The sequence below is a fragment of the Pseudomonas sp. CMR5c genome, assembly GCF_003850545.1.
Lineage (GTDB): Bacteria > Pseudomonadota > Gammaproteobacteria > Pseudomonadales > Pseudomonadaceae > Aquipseudomonas > Aquipseudomonas piscis.
The window spans coordinates 675,349-695,000 of the sequence record NZ_CP027705.1; the positions used below are offsets into that span (position 1 = coordinate 675,349).

The following is a 19,652-nucleotide window of genomic DNA, read 5'->3' on the forward strand; positions in this document are numbered from 1 at the left end:
ATTTGCACATGGACGTACGCAAGCCTTTTGCCCAATGCATTGCCTTGTCGCTGTCGGGGATCCTGTTCCTCAACCCGATCATCAGCGTCGCCGCCGAGCTGGCCCTGGACCCGGCGGCCGGTGGCAACGCGACCATCGGAGCGGCGGGTAACGGCGTGCCCATCGTCAACATCAACGGGGCCAATGGCAGCGGTTTGTCCCATAACAAGTTCAGCGAGTACAACGTCGGCAGTAACGGCCTGATCCTCAACAACGCCACTGGCTCGACCCAGAGCACCCAATTGGGTGGCTACATCCTCGGCAACCCCAACCTCAAGGGGCAGGCGGCGCAGGTCATCCTCAACGAAGTCACCGGCAGCAACCGCAGCAAGCTGGCCGGTTACACCGAAGTGGCCGGCCAGGCCGCCCGGGTCATCGTCGCCAACCCCCATGGCATCACCTGCAACGGTTGCGGCTTCATCAACACCCCCAGGGCGACCCTGACCACCGGCAAGCCGGTGATCGACAGGCAGCAGCTCGACCGGTTCCAGGTCGAGGGTGGTGACATCAGCATCGAGGGTGCCGGGCTCAATGCCAGCAACATCGACCAGTTCGACCTGATCACCCGCAGCACCAAGCTCAATGCCAACCTCTACGCCAAGAAGCTCAACGTCATCACCGGGCGCAACGATGTCAAGGCCGACGACCTGAGCGTCACGGCCCGCGACGGCGAGGCCGATGCCAAGCCGGAGCTGGCCATCGACAGCTCGGCGCTGGGCGGGATGTATGCCGGGGCCATCCGCCTGGTGGGCACGGAACGGGGCGTGGGGGTGAACATGTCCGGGGACATGGCCGCCAGCACCGGCGATATCCAGATCGACGCCAATGGCAGGGTCACGGTAGCGGGTATCAGCGCCAACCAGGCCATCGCCGTGAAGGCCCGGGACATCGATCTCAAAGGCAAGGCCTATGCCGGTACCGAGGCGACCCTGGAGGCCGGCGAGCAGGTCCAGGTGCGCACCAGCCTGGCGGCCCGTGACCGGGTCCAGGTGATAGACGCCGCGCAGGTGGTCAACCACGGCATCATCGAGGCCGGGGTCAATGCCGACAACAGCCGCAACGACCACGGCGAGGTCAAGCTGGTCGCCGGCAACCTGGAGAACCGTGGCGATGTCCTGGCCAGTCGCAATCTCGAACTCAGGGCGCGCCAGGCCCTGAACAACCAGGGCGGGGTGATCCAGGGGCCCAAGATACAGGTCAACGCCGCACGAGTTCTCAACCAGGGCGAGCAGGCACGGCTGTTGGCCCAGAGTGAGCTGGTGCTCAATACCCCGGCCATTGCCAACCTGGGCGGCCTGATCCGCTTCGGCGACCGGCAAGCCGTGGACCTGGCGCTCGATAGCTTGAACAACAATGGCGGGCGCCTGGAGGTGGCCGCCGCGGGGTTGACCGTCAAGGCCCGCGAGGTGAGCAACCAGAAGGGCTCGGTGATTGCCGACAGGCTGCACATCACCGCCGACCGGCTGGATAACCAACAGGGCCTGATCGGCGCCAGCCAGGACGCAGCGACCTTCGTCGTCGCCGAGCAACTCAACAACAATGCCGGCCGGCTCCAGGCCCAGACCCTGCTCAAGACTTCCGGCGGCGAAGTGCTCAACCAGGGTGGCAAGCTGCTCGCCGACCAGGTCACGGTGACCGGCAAGCGCCTGGACAACAGCCATGACGGCCTGGTCAGCGCCGAGCAGGGCGCTTTGCACCTGGAGCTCGAGCAGGACCTGCTCAACGTCAGCGGCAAGCTCCAGGCCACGTCGCGGCTGGACCTCAAGGCCGCCAGCGTCGACAACCACAACGGGACCCTGCACGGCCCGCAACTGATCCTCGACAGTGCCGGCAAGCTCGACAACCAGGGCGGCACCGTGGATGCCGGCAAGCTGGAGTTGCGGGTCGCCGATATCGACAACCAGGGCGGCCTGCTGCAAGGCAAGGAGCAGCTGCTGCTGGTGGCCAGGGACTTGGCGAACGACCAGGGCCAGGTCATCGGCAACGTGGTGGATGCCACCCTCGACAGCCTCAGCCAGAACCAGGGCGGGGTGGTGAGCGCCGAGGCTGGCAAGCTGACGCTGACCGTCACCCAGCACCTGAACAACGCCCTGGGCCATCTGCAGGCCAAGCATGGCGACGTGCAGCTCAAGACGGGTGGGTTGGCCAACCGGGGTGGCGTGGTGGTGGGCAACCAGGTGCAAGTCAGCAGCCATGGCTTGCTGGATAACCGTGGCGGGCAGTTGGTGGGGGATCGCCTGGCCATTGGCGCCCAGCGCCTGGACAACCGCGAAGCCGGCCTGCTGGCGGCGGGCAGCGATGGCCTGAAACTGACCCTGGAGGCCGACGGCGCGACCCCAGGCCAACTGTTCAACAGCCAAGGCCGCCTGCAAAGCGACGGTCATCTGCAACTGAGCGGTGGCCAGTTGAACAACGCCGGCGGGGTGCTGTTGGGTAACAGCGTCGGGATTGACGCCGCAGGCCTGGACAACAGCGCCGAGGGCGCGGTGGTGGCCAAGGCCGGTGCCGTGGAGCTGGACCTGAACAATGGCGTACTGGACAACCGCGGCGGCACCATCGATGCCGCCGAGCAGAAGCTGCGCGCCAGCCAGTTGGCGCTGCTGGACAACCAGGGCGGTACGCTCAAGGGCAAGCGCCTCGAGGTCCAGGGCACGACCCTGGACAACCGCCAGGGGCAACTGCAGGCCGGCGCCGATGGCTTGAGCCTGGTGGGTGACAGCCTGAAGAACAGCCAGGGCCTGGTCCTGGCCAAGGACGGCCATGGCGAGATCGCCCTGGGCCAGGGCACCCTCGACAACCAGGGTGGCACCGTACAGGGCGCGTCCCTGGGCGTGACTGCCGGAGTCTTGGACAACAGCGCCCTGGACGGCAAGGCCGGTCTGGTCAGCAGCCAGGCCGGCACCCTCAAGCTGGTGGTGGACCGCCTGACCAACCAGGCGGGCAAGCTCTACGCCAATGGCCTGCTCAAAAGCACCGGGCAGGTTATCGACAACCGCCTGGGCGGCCAGATCAGTGCCCAGCAGCTGGACCTGAATGCTGCGGCCAACCTCTACAACCAGGGTGGCCTGATGGAGTCGGCCGGTTCCCTGCTACTGCTGGGCGGCAACCTCGACAACAGCGCCGGAGGTCGCGTCCGGGCCCTGGCTGGCGAGCAGAGCCGGATCACCCTGGGCGGCGTCCTGAACAACCAGGGCGGCAGCCTCGCCCTGGGTTCCAGCGCCCTGGCACTGAGTGCCGGGCAATTGAGCAACATCGGTGGTGGTGTCGAACATGCTGGTACCGGCCTGTTCAAGCTCGACCTGGGTGCGCTATCCGGCGCCCAGGGGCGCATCACCGGCCTGGGCCATGGAGACTGGGATATCGGTGCCGTGGATCGTAGTGGGCTGATGCAGCTCAACGGTGCGCTGGACCTGAGCACCGGCGGCGACCTCACGCTCAACGCCGGCGACCGCATCGCCAGCGCCAGCGGCCTGCGCCTGGGCGCCACGACTCTGAACAACGCTGGCGAACTGGCCAGCGATGGCTACCTGACCCTGGACCTGGGCGGCAACCTGAACAACAGCGGCCTGTTGTCGGCCCGGGGCAAGCTGACCGTAGGGGCCGGCGACCTGAACCAGAATGGCGGGCGCATCGCCAGTGGCGGCGATACCGAGCTGAACCTGCGTGGCACCCTGGACAACCTCGGTCGGCTGATCGCCAGCCAGAACCTCTACACCTCGGCGGCGCAGATCAACAACCGTGGCACCCTCGGCGCCCTGGGCCAGATGCAACTGCGCTCCGGCAATGGCATCGGCAACAGCGCCGATAGCCTGATCTACAGCGGTGCCGACATGCTTCTGCGGGGCAACAGCCTGAACAACAGCTACGGCGACATCTACAGCGTCGGCAACCTCGGTTTCGCTGCCCTCGACGGTGGCCGCGCCAGCTTGCTGAGCAATCGTTCCGGGACCATCGAGAGCGAAGGAGACATGCACCTCAACATGGTGACCCTAGAGAACGCCATGGACTGGTACAAGACCCGCCAGAGCATGGCCAAGCGCTCCATCGAGGTGAATTGCACCGACTGTTCCGGCGGTCACCACACCGGTACGTTCATCGTCAACACCACCTACCAGGACGTCATGGGCGACCATGCGGCGGCCGCGCGCCTGGTGTCCAACCGTGACCTGACCATCACCGCCGACACCGTGCAGAATCAGCAGAGCCTGATCGCCGCCAACCGCAATGTCTCGCTCACGGCCAACAACTTCTATAACCATGGCCTGACCCTGGACGAACGGATCGAAAGCAACACCTACTACTTGCTGGGCGTGAAGAAAGGCGTGTTTCGCGCCACCTTGCGAGCTGTCGATGCATGGAATGCCAGCAACCGGAACCGTGCTCCGGACCAGCAGGATCCGCTGCCGAGCCAGTTGACCCGCTACCCGCAGCTTGCGCCCCATACTGTGGTTCGCCCGGGTACCCAGACTGCGTACGCCGCTACCCTGCAGGCCGGACAACGCCTGGACCTGAACGTCAGCGGCAACCTGGAAAATGGTGTATTGAGCCAGCAGGCCCGGGTCCAACTCACCGGCCAGACACTGCAGAACAGCCTGTCCCAGGTGGGCGGCCAGGTGATCACGGTCAACGCGCAGAGCTCCGCCGCCGCCAACCAGGTGGCCAAGGACGTGCAGCGAGTCGAGCGGGTCGCCGCCGATGGCACGACCCAGGTCACTTTCGTTCCGGTGGACTTCGCCGGCGTACCTTTTGCCGCCGTGGACCCGACATCGCTTTCCAGCTTCCGCGTGCCCCAGGGTGAATACGGCCTGTTCGTCAAGAGCCAGAACCCACAAGGCCGCTACTTGATCGAGACCAACCCGACCTTTACCGACCTCTCGCGCTTCATGAGCTCGGACTACATGCTCGGCCACTTGAACTACAACGACGACAAGACCTGGCGCCGCCTGGGCGACGGGCTCTATGAGACCCGGATGATCCGTGATGCGGTGCTGGCCCAGACCGGGCAACGCTTCTTGGCCGCCGGATTGACCAGTGACTACGACCAGTATCGCTACCTGATGGACAACGCCATCGCTTCCAAGGACCAGCTCAAGCTCAGTGTCGGTGTGTCCCTGACTCCGGCGCAGGTGGCTTCGCTGACCCACGACATCGTGTGGATGGAAACCCGCGAAGTGCAGGGCGAGAAAGTGCTGGTGCCGGTGCTCTACCTGGCCCAGGCGGAAAGTCGCAACCTGCGCGGCGGTAGCCTGGTACAGGGGCGCGACATGCACCTGATCGCCGGAGGCGACCTGAGCAACGTCGGTACCTTGCGCGCCAGCAACGACCTGAACGTGAGCGCCGGGGGCAGCCTCTACCAGGGCGGCCTGATCGAAGCCAACGAGCGCGTCAGCCTGATGGCCCAGGACAGCGTGCGCAACGCCCTGGCCGGAGAGATCCGCGGCAACCAGGTCAGCGTCAGCGCCATCAAGGGCGACATCCTCAACGACCGTACGGCGGTAGCGGTGGGCTATGGCTCCGGCAGCCGGACCATCCTCGACCAGGGCAGCCAGATCAGCGCCCGGCAGAAGCTCGACCTCAGCGCTGGCCGCGATCTCACCAACAAGGGCCAGATCGCCAGCGCCGGCGATGCCAAGCTCAGTGCCGGGCGCGATATCGACCTGCTGGCGGTGCAGGACCATACCTTCACCCAGAGCGCCATCCGCCGTGGCCTGGTGACCAAGGATACGGTGCAGACCCTTGGCTCCAGCGTGAGTGCTGGCGGCAACCTGCAACTCGATGCCGGACGCGATCTGGCAGTGGTGGCGAGCAAGGTCGATGCCGGCCATGATCTGTCGCTCAATGCCAAGCGCGACATGGTCATAGCTTCGGCCCAGGACGAGCAGTCCTCGACGTTCCAGCAGAAGAAAAAGGGCTCCTGGGGCAAGAGCAAGACCACGCGCAGTGCCGACTCCTCGACTACCAATGTGGCCTCGCAAATCAGTGCCGGGCACGACCTGATGGTCAACGTCAGCCAGGATAAGGACGGACGCATCAGTCTCAACGGCGGGCATGACGTCACAGTGGTCGGCAGCCAGCTCAAGGCCGGCAACGACCTGTTGGTTGGCGCCACCCACGATGTCAGCCTGGTTTCGGCCCAGGAGCACCAGGAAAGCTCCTACAGCCAGAAGAAGAAAGGCAGCTTCGGTTTGAGCAAGAGCGGCAATAGCCGCAACTCCAGCAGCACCACCCAGGTGGGCAGCGAGCTCAGCGCCGGCAACGATGCGGTGATCATCGCCGGGACCAACGTCAACCTCTCGGCCAGCTCCGTGGAGGCCAAGCGCGATGCCGAGGTGCGGGCCGGGCTGGTGGACAAGAACGGCGACATCAACCTGATGGACGCGGCCAACACCTCCAGCAGCCAGAGTGACAAGTACAAGAGCAAGGTGGGCCTTTCCACCTCCGGAGGCTTGCTCTCCATTGCCTCGTCGAAGAAGTCGGGACAGGAGCAGCAGCAGAGCCAGAGTGTCGGTAGCGTGGTCAGTGCCGGGCGCGACACTACCCTGCAGGCGGCCCGAGACGTGAACATGATCGGCAGCAGCGCGGCCGCCGAACGTAACCTCAACGTCGGCGCGGGGCGCGACATCAATGTCCTGGCCGGCAGCAACAGTCAGGACCAGAGCCACTGGAAGTCCGAGAAACACACGGGCGTGAGCCTGCAGAGCGATCGCAATGGCGTCACTGCATTCCTGGGCAATGAGGCCCTCAAGAAAAAATCCCGTGATGCCCAGGAAACCGTGGCGCCAAGCCAGTTGCTGGCCGGACAGGATGCGACCATCAAGGCCGGTCGCGACTTGACCATGGAAGGTTCGCGGGTGGATGCCAAGCGTGACCTCAACCTGCAAGCCGGGCATGACATCAACATCGACGCCGGCAAGGAAACCTTCATCGAGGAACACAGCAAGAGCCGTGAGCGCAATGGCCTGACGGTCAATGTCAGCCATAACTTCGGCAATACCATGGACGCCCTCAAGGGCACCGGCAAAGGCCAGGACAACGTGAGCAAGGCGTCCAGCGTGCTGAGCACCGTGGACGCGATCAACCAGTTCACCTCGGGTCCCACCACGGCTACCCACTTTGGCTCGTCCAGCCAGTCCAGCAGCTCGCGGCAGGAGACCCACGGCAATAGCCCGAGCAGCCTGGGTGCCGGGCGCGATATCAGCGCGGTGGCCGGCAACGACATCAGCATCCGCGGCGGGCACTTCGATGCCGGGCGCGACATCACCCTGGCCGGACGTGATATCACCGTCGATGTGGCCCGTGGTTCGGTGGCTGAAGAGCGCAAGAACAGCCGAAGCCAGACCGGTATCAACGGTCAGAGTGGCGGCGGTAGCGCTCGCGCCGGGATCGGTGGCAGCCATGGCACGGCGAGCGAGCAAATGAGCCAGGGCACCAGCACGCCATCGGTGCTCCTGGCTGGGCGCGACGTCAGCCTCGAGGCCAAGGACAACCTGGCCCTGGTGGGCACCCAGGTGCAGTCGGGACGCGACATCGACCTCAGTGCCGGCAAGGACTTGACCATTCGCGCGGCGCAGAACGACTCCAGCGCCGAGTCCAAGCGGCGCAGCGGTGGTGGCGAGGTGGGCCTGGCCCTGGGCGGCAAGGACTTCATCTCGGTCTATGCCAGCGTCGACATGGGCAAGGGCAAGCTGGAGCGCGAGGGCCAGGCCCAGCAGAACGCCAACCTGGTGGCCGGCGACCAACTGCGCTTCAGTAGCGGCAAGGACACCACTATCGCCGGTGCCACCCTGCGTGGTGGCGAAGTCATTGGCCGGGTCGGTGGCGACCTGACGGTCTCCTCGGTGCCGGACACCGGCAAGGTCAGTGGCAAGGAAATGGATGCCAGCGTCACCGTGAGCATCGGCCTGGGCGGCGGTGGCAGCGTCAGCGGCTCCCTGGGCCTGGGCAAGACCACCGGCAAGACCAACTGGGTGCAGGAGCAGACCAGCATCACCGGCAAGAACGGCGTGGATATCCGTACCGAGAACCACACCCAGCTCGACGGCTCGGTGGTTTCCGCCGACAACGGCAAGCTCAAGCTGGACACCGGCACCCTGGGCTTTCGCGATATCGCAGGGCAAGACAAGGAGCACAGCTACTACCTGAATGCCGGTGGCACCTTCGGCTGGGGCGCTGGCGACGGGGCCAAGGCCACCGGCGGCAAGGACGTGGCCTTCACCACCGACAAGAGCCAGGAAGGCCGGGGCAAGACCGGCAGTTCCGGCTGGAGTGTCAGCGGCTACGACTACCGCAAGGACCGCGAGCAGGAGGTACGCGCCACCGTGGGCGCCGGCAGCATCGTGGTGCGCAACGATGCCAAGACCGGCTTGGACTCCACCAGTGGCCTGAATCGCGACCTGTCCCGGGCCTACGAAATCACCCGTGACAAGGAGAAGCGTACCGACCTGTATGTCTCGCAATCATCCCTGGATTCGGTGAGCCATCCGTTGCAGACCCTGAATCAATGGAAGGAGGGGATGAAGAACTATGGCAAGAATGCCTCCGATGCCTTCACCCAGTACGGCAACCTGACCGCCGCGGCGGACAAGGCCGTGGCCGATAACCCGTCGTTGCTGCCGCTGGCCTGGGTGCCAGGGTTGTTGGAGACGGTGCTCGACAAGGCCGGTAAATATACCGGTGGTGTCATGCCTGGCGTGGAGAACCACGGCGGCCTGATCACCCAGGTCCCGACCCTGATCACCGGTGACATGCGTTTCTACCAGGTCCAGAGCCAGTACCAGTACGAGGCCGATGGCAAGACCATCAAGATCGATGCCGATGGCAAGCCGATGATCACCCAGGTTCCGAACCTGATGGAGATCGAGCGACCTGCCGGCGATGGTGCGATCTTCACCAACGGTATCCAGAACTCATTGCTGGCGGCGCTGGTCAACGGCTCGATGCAGACCGGATCGGACACCTTCACCCAGGCCTACAACCCGGAGCACGGCTTGCTCGGGGACTTGGTCGAGTCGTTGTGGGACGTGGCTCTGGGAGGCACGGTGCGCTCCGGCACTGCCCAGCAGTTGCACGACTTCTTCCAGGCCGGTGTCGATGACAAGTTCAAGCTCGACATTACCGGCCACAGCCAAGGGGGGCTGTTGACCTACCGGGCCATTTCGGGAGTGGACTTCAATCTCAATGGCAAGGTCGGCAGCATTCAGCTTTCCGGAGCTCCGGTCGCCTCGGCGGACTTCTTCCAAGCAGCCAAGGATGCCGGTTTCAACATCGAGGATGGAGCTTTCTTCCAGGTGAACCGGCCTAATTCGAAGACCTTCTTCGGGATGTTGCCGGTTACCGATACGGTTTCGGACTTCCTGGGTTTCAACGCTGCGCACTCCTCCGAGCCTGTGGCCCGGTTCTTCGGCTCCTTGGCCACCAGTACCCAGTTGTTCCAGGCCTCCAGTCCCCACTCGAACTACCTGTGCGTGTCCAAGGCCTTGTGTGGCGACAAGCCCAATGCCTTGCAGGACCAGTTCAAGGGCAACTCGCGCTACATTACGCCGACGTTGATCGACGCCAATGGCAACCATGGGCGCATCCCGGATCCTGCGAACAAGACCAACAACCTATGAGTTTGAACAAAATACTGGGGGCCTGCTTGCCGATGCTGCTGTTGAGTGGTTGCGGCAAGCCGTCCCTGGTCTACGAGAACCAGCGCCTCGATTCGCGGATGTTGTGTACTGAAGGGGCGAAGCGCGTCACCCTGACCCAGCGTTACTCCTTCGATCTGCCGGAGCCTTTCCGGCATGCGGAGTGTGGAACGCTCAGTAGCGGTTTTACTTACCGTAAAGGCGATGATGCGCTGTCCGTCGGGACCTCGGGCACCTTCGTCTATGGGAATGTCCAGGTCACGGCGGGGTCGCTTTACATGGGAGTCGACAGCTTCCTAAGTGGCAAGGGTGATGGCCTGCTGTATCCCAAGGATGTGTTCGCCAAGGCCAAGCTGGCCGCGCTGGCGTTACCGGGGAGCGGGTTCAAGCCCAACCAGGTGGACTGGGTCACCCGCGGGGGATATCAGTGCCTGCGATTCTACGATTCGTGGAAGGGCCAGGCGGTAGGGCTGCAGGAGGATGAGGTCAAGTACTGGTGCTGGGAGGGTGAGAGTGGTCTCAAGCAACCGTTCTATGTGCATGCCGGGCAGCGCATGCCTCTGGGCGCCAAGGGCTACGATCTGGACCAGACCTTTATCCTGCCATTTTTCCACAGCTTGAAGATCAATCCCTTGCCGGAGTCGGTGCTGGCAGCATCGCAACGCAAGTTGCAGGAGATCTGCGCTCATGCGAAGTCTCGCTACGACCAAGGACTGCCCTGGGGCAGCGATTATCCGGATAGACGCCTGACCCTCACCGAGTTGCACTACTGTGGCTACGACGTGCCCTTGCCTGACCTCAAGGCACCGACACCATCTGACGGCATAAGGAAATGAACATGCATAAGTACTTGATGATCACCGGGTTGCTCCTGGTAATGGGTGGTTGTGCTTCGCAACCGGCGCAAAAGAGCCAGGAAGCGGTGCTGGCCGAAGTCGCGGGCCTGATGTCCCGGCAGGGTCAGGCCACCGACCAGCCGCCTTCGTTACTGGTTACCCGGATCAACAGCCACGGTCTGCTGGCCGATCGTGTGACGATCGCGGCGGGAGGCGGGCAGGATCGTATGAATGTGCGTGAGCTGTTCGCCCAGGCTGCTGCCAGCGGCGGCGCCCGGGTGGTGATCTTCGGGGCCAGCCCGGCCCTGGACCAGGCTATCGTCGGTGGGGCGTTGAGCGAGCAGCGTTTTCCCGGCGTCTGGCTGCTCTTCGTCGGTGAGCCAGAGCAGTCCCGGCAGATGCAGGCCAGCGCCGAAGCAGCGGGCCTCAGGTACTCGTTCATCAGCCGCTACCAATGACCCTCCGGACGTCTTCCACGGCTGGCTGAACCTCGGCTGTCACAGTCCGCAGGTAGGCTGCGAGCAGGCTCCCGCAGGGCGCCCGGCACTATTCCTGCGGGGTGAAGGCTGGCAGACTGCGGGTCTTTTTCCGCTGTCTGTCTTGAGGCTGTATGCCAACGTTTTCACAGCGTCACCTGTTGTTCATCAGTTGGATCATCATCTTTGGCGGCCTGCTGCTGGCCCTGCCGTTGCGCTTGCTGCCCAGCCTGCTGGCGGGCTTGTTGGTGTTCGAACTGGTGAACATGCTCACCCCGCAACTGCAGCGCCTGATCGAGGGCCGGCGCGCGCGCTGGCTGGCGGTGGCCCTGCTCGGCACCCTGGTGGTCAGCCTGCTGACCCTGCTGTTCGCCGGGGCCATCAGTTTCCTGTTGCATGAAGCGGAGAACCCCGGCGCCTCGCTGGGCAAGTTCATGCTGGTGGTGGACAAGGCCCGGGGCCAGCTGCCGCCGTTCCTCGACTCCTACCTGCCGGCCAGCGCTGCCGAATTCCAGGCGGCCATCGGCGCCTGGGCCAGCAAGCACCTGAGCGAGCTGCAACTGGTGGGCAAGGACGCCGCGCACATGTTTGTGACGCTACTGATCGGCATGGTGCTGGGGGCGATCATCGCCTTGCAGCGCATTCCCGACCTGACCAAGCGCAAGCCCCTGGCGGCGGCCCTGTTCGACCGCCTGCACCTGCTGGTCCAGGCGTTTCGCAACATCGTCTTCGCGCAGATCAAGATTTCCCTGCTCAACACCTTCTTCACCGGGATCTTCCTGGCCCTGGTGCTGCCGATGTTCGGGGTCAAGCTGCCGCTGACCAAGACCCTGATCGTCCTGACCTTCCTGCTGGGGCTGTTGCCGGTGATCGGCAACCTGATCTCCAACACCCTGATCACCATCGTCGGCCTGTCGCTGTCGATCTGGGTGGCGGTGGCGGCCCTGGGCTACCTGATCGTGATCCACAAGCTGGAATACTTCCTCAATGCACGGATCGTCGGTGGGCAGATCAGCGCCAAGTCCTGGGAGCTGCTGCTGGCGATGCTGGTGTTCGAAGCGGCGTTCGGCCTGCCGGGGGTGGTGGCGGGACCGATCTACTACGCCTACCTGAAAAGCGAATTGAAGCAGGCGGGCCTGGTTTAGGACGGCAGCCGCAAGCCGCAAGCCGCAAGCCGCAAGCTTCAAGCTAAAGCCGATCCGCTGCTGCTTTTACTTGTGGCCTGCCGCTTGAAGCTTGCCGCTGTTTTTATCCGTAGCGCTTCTTGGCCTCGATGGCCAGGCCGCTGCCGATGCTGCCGAAGATGTTGCCTTCCACGTGCCGGGCATTGGGCAGCATGGCCGCCACGCTCTGGCGCAGGGCTGGAATGCCGCTGGAACCACCGGTGAAGAACACCGTGTCGACCTGGCCCACGCTGACATTGGCATCGCCGAGCAGTTGGGTGACGCTGGCGCGGATGCGCTCCAGCAGGTTGTCGATGGACGACTCGAACAGGGCCCGGGTGAGGTCGACGCTCAGGTCGCGCTCGATGCGGTCCAGGGGCACCAGGCGTTGGTCGGCGTGGGTCAGCTGGATCTTGGTTTCTTCCACTTCCATGGCCAGCCAGTGGCCGGCACGTTGCTCGATCAGCTTGAACAGCCGGTCGATGCCGCCAGTGTCCTCGATGTCGTAGCGCATGCTGCCCAGGGCCAGCTGGGACTTCTGCGAATACACCGAGTTGATGGTGTGCCAGGTCGCCAGGTTCATGTGGTGGCTGGTGGGCATGTAGGCGCCGCTTTTCATCCGGCTGCCATAACCGAACAACGGCATCACCCCGGCCAGGGACAGTTGCTTGTCGAAGTCGGTACCACCCACATGCACGCCGCCGGTGGCGAGGATGTCGTCGTGGCGGTTGTCGACGCCACGGCGCTCGGGGGACAGGCGCACCAGGGAGAAGTCCGAGGTACCACCGCCGATGTCGACGATCAGCACCAGCTCCTCGCGCTCGATGCTGGACTCGTAGTCGAAGGCCGCGGCAATGGGTTCGTACTGGAAGGACACTTCCTTGAAGCCGACCTTGCGCGCCACTTCCACCAGGGTGTCTTCGGCTTCCTGGTCGGCGGCGGCATCGTCATCGACGAAGAACACCGGGCGACCCAGCACCACTTCGGTGAATTCCCGACCGGCGGTGGCTTCGGCGCGGCTCTTGAGCTGGCCGATGAACAGTCCCAGGAGATCCTTGAACGGCATGGCCGTGCCCAGCACGCTGGTGTCGTGCTTGATCAGCTTGGAGCCCAGCAGGCTTTTCAGCGAGCGCATCAGGCGGCCTTCGTAGCCTTCCAGGTACTCGTGCAGGGCCAGGCGGCCATAGACCGGACGACGCTCCTCGATATTGAAGAACACCACGGACGGCAGGGTGATCTTGTCGTCCTCCAGGGCGATCAACGTCTCCTGCCCGGGGCGCAGCCAGCCGACGGTGGAGTTGGAGGTGCCGAAGTCGATGCCGCAGCCGCGGGCCGGGGAGGCGTTGTTCATGTCTTTCCAGTTCCGGTCAAAAAAACGGCCGCGCAGCGTACGCCAGTCGCCCGCCGTTGCAAAGGCCGGATATCTGCTAATTCGTCACTGGCTTCGTCTTGAAAGACTATCCTTGACCCCCAAACTTGCAGGCATGAGCCTGGTAGCCACAAGAGATCGCAAGATCCGCCGACGGCTGCCGATAAACTTCTGATGCGCCGTTCAGTCAGAGAATCGAGACGGGTCGATTCTCATGCTGCCAGACCGGTCCAGCTGTGCTGCACGCCGCGCGACTTCGATAACGGATGGTGATTCCCTCGATGGACTTCAAAGACTATTACAAGATTCTCGGTGTGGAGCCGACAGCGGACGACAAGGCGATCAAGGCCGCCTATCGCAAGCTGGCGCGCAAGTACCACCCCGACGTCAGTAAGGAAAAGGATGCCGAGGCCAAGTTCAAGGACGCCTCGGAAGCCTACGAGGCGCTCAAGAGCGCCGACAAGCGCGCCGAGTACGACGACCTGCGCAAGTACGGCCAGCATGGCCAGCCGTTCCAGGGGCCGCCGGGCTGGCAGAGCCGTGGCGGCTTCGGCGGCGGTGGCGGTGGGGACTTCTCGGACTTCTTCAGTTCGATCTTTGGTAACCGGGGGCCAGGATTCGGCGGCCCGGAACAGCGTCGCAGCAGCGGCCGTCGCGGACAGGATGTGGAAATGGAACTGCCGATCTTTCTCGAAGAAACCCTGTCGACCGAGTCCAAGAAGATCAGTTTCCAGGTGCCGCAATACAATGCGTCCGGCCAGCATGTGAGCAACACCAGCAAGAGCCTGAACGTGAAGATCCCGGCCGGGGTCACCGATGGCGAGCGTATCCGCCTCAAGGGCCAGGGTGCTCCGGGCGTCGGTGGCGGGGCCAATGGCGACCTGTACCTGACCATTCGTTTCGCGCCCCATCCGAAGTTCGATGTCGAGGGCGAGAACCTGATCATCACCCTACCGCTGGCACCCTGGGAGCTGGCGCTGGGTACCGAGGTCGCGGTGCCGACCCTGACCGGCAAGATCAACCTCAAGGTGCCTGCCGGCAGCCAGAACGGCCAGCGCATGCGTGCCAAGGGCCACGGCCTGCTGAACAAGGCCGGCCAGCGCGGCTACCTGTTCGTGCAGCTCAAGGCGGTGATGCCCAAGCACACCAGCGACGAGGCCAGGGCCTTGTGGCAGGAGCTGGCGAAGAAGGCGGCGTTCGACCCACGGGAACAATTCTGATTCGACACTAGGAGGCGCTGATCATGAGCACCCTGATCGTTCAGCTGGACATGGAAGAATTCTGTGAAGTGGCCGACCTGTCGGCGGCCTACGTGATCGAAATCGTCGAGCACGGCATCCTCGAACCTCAGGGCCGCGCGCCCAAGGAGTGGCGATTCAATGATCATGAATTGTCCCTGGCCAAGCGCGCGGCGAAGTTGCACCGCGAACTGGACCTGGAATGGGAAGGCGTCGCCCTGGCGCTGGACCTGCTCGAAGAGGTGCAGCAACTGCGCGCCGAAAACCGCATGCTCAGGCAACGCCTGGGTCGCCTGCTGGTGGATTGACCGGCCCCACGGCTGTATCTGCCGAATGTTGTAGCCGCTGCCGAGCGCCAGCGAAGCTGCGACCCAGGACGCAGTCCTCGTCGATTCGGCGCAATTGCGGGCGCTGCGTACAGTTCCGATCCTCGTGAATCCTCCTTTGCGACCGCTGCGCGCCCGTGCGCAGCCTCGCTGCGCTCGACAGCGGCTAGAACAGGAAGTAGCGCTGGGCCATGGGCAGTACATCCGCCGGTTCGCACCACAGCAGCACGCCATCGGCCTTGACCTGGTAGGTCTGTGGGTCGACCTCGATCTGCGGCAGGTAGTCGTTGTGGATCAGGTCGCCCTTGCGCACGCTGCGACAGCCCTTGGCCACGGCGATGCGCTTCTTCAAGCCCAATTGCTCCGGCACCCCGGCATCCAGCGCCGCCTGGCTGATGAAGGTCAGGCTGGTGGCATGGCGGCTGCCGGCGAAGCTGGCGAACATCGGTCGGTAGTGCACCGGCTGGGGAGTCGGGATCGACGCGTTGGCATCGCCCATCAGACTCGCGGCGATGGCCCCGCCCTTGAGGATCAGGCTCGGCTTGACCCCGAAGAACGCCGGGCGCCAGAGCACCAGGTCGGCCCACTTGCCCACTTCGATGGAACCCACCTCATGGCTGATGCCGTGGGTGATGGCCGGGTTGATGGTGTACTTGGCGATGTAGCGCTTGACCCGGAAATTGCTATTGCCCGGCCCGTCCCCCGGCAATGGCCCGCGCTGGCGCAGCATCTTGTCGGCGGTCTGCCAGGTGCGGGTCACCACCTCGCCGACCCGGCCCATGGCCTGGCTGTCGGAGCTGATCATCGAGAATGCCCCCAGGTCATGGAGGATGTCCTCGGCGGCGATGGTTTCCCGGCGGATGCGGCTTTCGGCAAAGGCCACGTCCTCGGCGATACTCGGGTCCAGATGGTGGCAGACCATGAGCATGTCCAGGTGTTCGTCGATAGTGTTGCGGGTGAAGGGCCGCGTCGGGTTGGTGGAGCTGGGCAGCACGTTGGAAAAACCGCAGGCCTTGATGATATCCGGCGCATGGCCGCCACCGGCGCCTTCGGTGTGGTAGGTGTGGATGGTGCGGCCCTTGAAGGCACCGAGGGTGGTCTCGACGAAGCCCGACTCGTTCAGGGTGTCGGTGTGGATCGCCACCTGCACGTCGTATTCGTCGGCCACGCCCAGGCAGTTGTCGATGCTGGCCGGGGTGCTGCCCCAGTCTTCGTGCAACTTGAGGCCGATGGCCCCGGCCCGTACCTGCTCCACCAGCGGCCCCGGCAGGCTGGCGTTGCCCTTGCCGGTGAAACCGATGTTCATGGGGAAGGCGTCGGCGGCCTGGAGCATGCGCGCCATGTGCCAGGGCCCCGGGGTGCAAGTGGTGGCGTTGGTCCCGGTGGCCGGCCCGGTGCCGCCGCCGATCATGGTGGTGACGCCGCTCATCAGCGCCTCTTCGATCTGCTGTGGGCAGATGAAGTGGATATGGGTGTCGACACCGCCGGCGGTGAGCAGCATGCCTTCGCCGGCGATCACCTCGGTGCTGGCGCCGATGGCGATGGTCACGTCGGGCTGGATATCCGGGTTGCCGGCCTTGCCGATGGCGGCGATACGCCCGTCCTTCAAGCCGACGTCGGCCTTGACGATGCCCCAGTGATCGATGATCAGGGCATTGGTGATCAGGGTGTCCACCACTTCGGCCGCCAGCAGCTGGCCCTGGCCCATGCCGTCGCGGATCACCTTGCCACCGCCGAACTTCACCTCTTCACCGTAGGTGGTGAAGTCCTTCTCTACCTCGATCCACAGCTCGGTATCGGCCAGTCGGACCTTGTCGCCCACCGTGGGACCGAACATGTCGGCATAAGCCTCGCGGGAAATGCGCATTCCTCGTTCCTCGGAACAGAGCTGCAAGCCATAAGCTGCAAGCTACAAGTAAAAGAAAGCCGCCCAGAGCCACCGCACTGCTCTTTCTTGCAGCTTGTGGCTCGCAGCTTGAAGCTGATCTTTAAAGATCGCCCATGATTCGTCCCGCGAACCCGTAAATTCGCCGCAACCCAGCCAGATCGACAAGCTCGACTTCCCGGGTCTGCCCCGGTTCGAAGCGCACCGCGGTGCCGGCGGCGATGTTCAGGCGCATGCCGCGGCTGGCGGCACGGTCGAAGACCAGAGCGTCGTTGGTTTCGAAGAAGTGATAGTGGGAGCCGACCTGGATCGGCCGGTCGCCGCTGTTGGCCACATTCAGCGCCAGGGTGCGGCGCCCGGCGTTGAGTTCGATGTCGCCGGGCAGGATCTGGTACTGGCCAGGGATCACAGGGGTTGCTCCAGGGTCTTGAAGTAGATGGCGGTCGGGCTGTGGCGGCCGTCCGGGCCCTGGCAGTAATTGGGCAGCTCGCCCACCCGGGTATAACCCAGGGCTCGGTAGAACTCCTCGGCGGGCGAGCCGGCCTCGGTGTCCAGGTACAGCAGGCCACGCTTGAGATGGCGCGCGGCCTGTTCCAGGACATTCATCAACTGCTGGCCCAGGCCCCGGCGCCGGGCGCCATGCAGGACCTGGAGCTTCTGCACTTCGGCCCGGTTGCGCCCGTTGGCCTTCATGCACAGCGCCAGTTGCACGCTGGCCAGGACCTTTTCCTCGTCGACCACCACCCATAGCAACAGGCTGCCGTTCTCGACACCAGCCTGCACGTCGGCGACATAGGCCTGGGCCTGGCTGTCGTCGAGGTCGGCCATGAAACCGATGGACGCGCCATGGCGGATCGAGTCGAACAGCAGTTCGATCAAGCCCTGGCGGTAGTGGGCAAAGCTTTCTCCATGGACCCGTCGCAGTTGGGCGGCGTTCATCGAAGTGTCACTCCTTGTGAGGGGCGGGTGGCTGTGCCCCGGGGTTGAGGATCAGTTGCATGAAGGTCAGGTCCAGCCAGCGTCCGAACTTGGTGCCCACCTGGGGCATCTGTCCGGTGGTGATGAAGCCCAGGCGTTCATGCAGGCGGATCGAGGCGCCATTGCCGCTTTCGATGGCGGCCACCACCACGTGCTTGTGGCAGGCGCGGGCGCGTTCTAGCAGCACCTCCATCAACTTGGGGCCCAGGCCGTTGCCGCGCTGGTCGCTGCGCACGTAGACCGAATGCTCGACGCTGTGGCGAAACCCATCGAAGGGCCGCCAGTCACCGAACGAAGCGTAGCCCAGTACCTGCCCTGCGCTGTCGACCACCACCAGCACCGGATAACCCTGGGCCTGGCGGGCGCTGAACCAGGCCTGGCGGTTATCCAGGTCCACCGGGGTCTCGTTCCAGATCGCGGTGGTATTGAGCACGGCGTCGTTGTAGATATCGCGGATCGCCGGCAAGTCGGCGTGCACCGCGTCACGGATCTGATATGTCATGGGCGCTCCTCAGGCGATGGGCTGGTGGACGGTGACCAGCTTGGTCCCATCGACGAAGGTGGCTTCTACCTGGACCTCCGGAATCATTTCCGCAATACCCTCCATCACCTGCTCGCGGCTGAGCAGGGTGGTGCCGTAGTGCATCAGCTCGGCCACGCTCTGGCCATCACGGGCGCCTTCGAGCAGGGCCGCGCAGAGGTAGGCCATGGCCTCCGGGTAGTTCAGCTTGAGGCCACGGGCCAGGCGTCGTTCGGCTACCAGGCCGGCGGTGAAGATCAGCAGCTTGTCTTTTTCGCGTGGGGTCAGGTCCATCGTGGTCGGTCCGTGGTCGGGCAGTTGAAGGAAAAGGGGCGGTTCATGTGTTCCAGATCCTTGGTGGTACGGCAGCGCGTCCCAACAGTGCCGGGCGCAACAAGCGCCACAGGTCCATCAGCCAGGCCCGGGCCTGCAAGGCTTCGCTGGCCAGGCAGCGCGCCAGCAACAGGCCCGGCAACTGGCTCAGGTCGCCGCGTACCGGGTGCTCCAGCGCGCGGCAACGTTCCAGCAGTTGGGCATCGATCTCGCCGGTGACCAGCAAGGTGGCGAACACCGGCTGGCCGTCGAGGCCGACCGGGGAGTCGAGCAAGCCGTCGCCGCCGCTGATGCGCTGGCGCTCATGCCACAGCGGCCGGCCATCGCGACGAATATCCAGGTGGGCCTGGAAGTGCCCTTGGGCGAAGCGCTCGCCACTGGCCGGGCGTCCGAGGGCGACGATGTCCCAGTAGCACAGCCGGGCATCGCCATGCAGTTCGATGCGGGTCGTCAGTTCGGCCTGGGCGGCGCTGAAGACTATGGTTTCCTGAGGCAGCCATTCCAGGGTCGCTCCTGGCTCCACCGCAAGTTCCAGGAGCTGGCTGGCGGGGCTGGCGGCGCGGTACCACTTGGCCGCCCCGGGGCTGGTCAACTGGGCCCAGGCGCCGCTATCGACCCGGGCGCGGATGGCCAGGCGGTCGCCACCGGCAATGCCTCCCGGAGGGTGGACGATGATGTGCTGGCAGACCTGCGGGCCTTCGGCATACAGGTGCTTCTGCACCCGCAGCGGGCCCTGGTGGCGGCGCAGCACCGGGCGCGTGGCGTTGCCGGTACAGGCATAGGCCAGCTCCAGCTCGGCGTGCCAGCTGGGGGTGAACAGGGCGTGGGCGGCAGGTGAGTTCATGGGCAATCGATATTGT

13 protein-coding genes are annotated in these 19,652 nt (G+C 64.5%); 6 read left to right on the forward strand and 7 right to left on the reverse strand.

The genetic code is table 11. From position 1 onward, the window contains the following. The first annotated feature begins 8 nt into the window (after positions 1 to 8). From C4K40_RS03080 to C4K40_RS03095, 4 genes are all read left to right on the forward strand, one after another. Positions 9 to 9,650 carry a hemagglutinin repeat-containing protein gene (locus tag C4K40_RS03080; RefSeq protein ID WP_053132302.1) on the forward strand — a complete coding sequence of 3,214 codons (9,642 nt, stop codon included), beginning with the start codon at positions 9 to 11 and terminating at the stop codon, positions 9,648 to 9,650. Then, entirely contained in the window at positions 9,647 to 10,504 is an 858-nt protein-coding gene (locus C4K40_RS03085; protein WP_022642016.1) for a hypothetical protein, read from the forward strand. The genes C4K40_RS03080 and C4K40_RS03085 overlap by 4 nt, the downstream gene beginning before the upstream one ends. 2 nt (positions 10,505 to 10,506) lie before the next feature. Beyond that, positions 10,507 to 10,962 (forward strand): hypothetical protein, encoded by a 456-nt coding sequence (locus tag C4K40_RS03090; RefSeq protein ID WP_031320781.1) that lies wholly within the window; start codon positions 10,507 to 10,509, stop codon positions 10,960 to 10,962. A gap of 152 nt (positions 10,963 to 11,114) precedes the next feature. Continuing rightward, a complete protein-coding gene (locus C4K40_RS03095; RefSeq protein ID WP_031320782.1) occupies positions 11,115 to 12,125 on the forward strand; it encodes an AI-2E family transporter in 1,011 nt (336 codons plus the stop codon). 103 nt (positions 12,126 to 12,228) lie between these two features. Here C4K40_RS03095 and C4K40_RS03100 read toward each other — a convergent pair whose 3' ends face one another. After that, the gene (locus tag C4K40_RS03100; RefSeq protein ID WP_053132299.1) at positions 12,229 to 13,494 is read right to left on the reverse strand and encodes an Hsp70 family protein; all 1,266 of its coding nucleotides are present in this window, start codon (positions 13,492 to 13,494) and stop codon (positions 12,229 to 12,231) included. 299 nt (positions 13,495 to 13,793) lie between these two features. On the opposite strand from C4K40_RS03100, the gene C4K40_RS03105 reads away from it, so the two are divergent. Together C4K40_RS03105 and C4K40_RS03110 are read left to right on the forward strand one after the other, a co-directional pair. Continuing rightward, positions 13,794 to 14,732 carry a DnaJ C-terminal domain-containing protein gene (locus C4K40_RS03105; RefSeq protein WP_022642020.1) on the forward strand — a complete coding sequence of 313 codons (939 nt, stop codon included), beginning with the start codon at positions 13,794 to 13,796 and terminating at the stop codon, positions 14,730 to 14,732. A gap of 20 nt (positions 14,733 to 14,752) precedes the next feature. After that, positions 14,753 to 15,058, forward strand: a complete 306-nt coding sequence (locus tag C4K40_RS03110) for a chaperone modulator CbpM (protein ID WP_031320783.1) — start codon at positions 14,753 to 14,755, stop codon at positions 15,056 to 15,058. A gap of 184 nt (positions 15,059 to 15,242) precedes the next feature. Here the strand turns inward: C4K40_RS03110 and ureC are convergent, their stop codons facing one another. The 6 genes from ureC to C4K40_RS03140 form a co-directional block, all read right to left on the reverse strand. Then, positions 15,243 to 16,943, reverse strand: coding sequence for an urease subunit alpha (ureC, locus tag C4K40_RS03115; RefSeq protein ID WP_053132297.1), 1,701 nt, complete (start codon positions 16,941 to 16,943; stop codon positions 15,243 to 15,245). A gap of 121 nt (positions 16,944 to 17,064) precedes the next feature. After that, positions 17,065 to 17,370 (reverse strand): urease subunit beta, encoded by a 306-nt coding sequence (locus tag C4K40_RS03120; RefSeq protein ID WP_022642023.1) that lies wholly within the window; start codon positions 17,368 to 17,370, stop codon positions 17,065 to 17,067. Beyond that, positions 17,367 to 17,900: an N-acetyltransferase gene (locus C4K40_RS03125; protein ID WP_022642024.1), complete on the reverse strand. Its 534-nt coding sequence runs from the start codon at positions 17,898 to 17,900 to the stop codon at positions 17,367 to 17,369. Before C4K40_RS03125 ends, C4K40_RS03120 begins: the two co-directional genes overlap by 4 nt. A gap of 7 nt (positions 17,901 to 17,907) precedes the next feature. Continuing rightward, positions 17,908 to 18,441: a GNAT family N-acetyltransferase gene (locus tag C4K40_RS03130; RefSeq protein ID WP_022642025.1), complete on the reverse strand. Its 534-nt coding sequence runs from the start codon at positions 18,439 to 18,441 to the stop codon at positions 17,908 to 17,910. Between the two features lie 9 nt (positions 18,442 to 18,450). Next, positions 18,451 to 18,753, reverse strand: coding sequence for an urease subunit gamma (locus C4K40_RS03135; RefSeq protein ID WP_022642026.1), 303 nt, complete (start codon positions 18,751 to 18,753; stop codon positions 18,451 to 18,453). 43 nt (positions 18,754 to 18,796) lie between these two features. After that, positions 18,797 to 19,636 (reverse strand): urease accessory protein UreD, encoded by an 840-nt coding sequence (locus C4K40_RS03140; RefSeq protein WP_053132294.1) that lies wholly within the window; start codon positions 19,634 to 19,636, stop codon positions 18,797 to 18,799. Positions 19,637 to 19,652 lie beyond the last annotated feature (16 nt).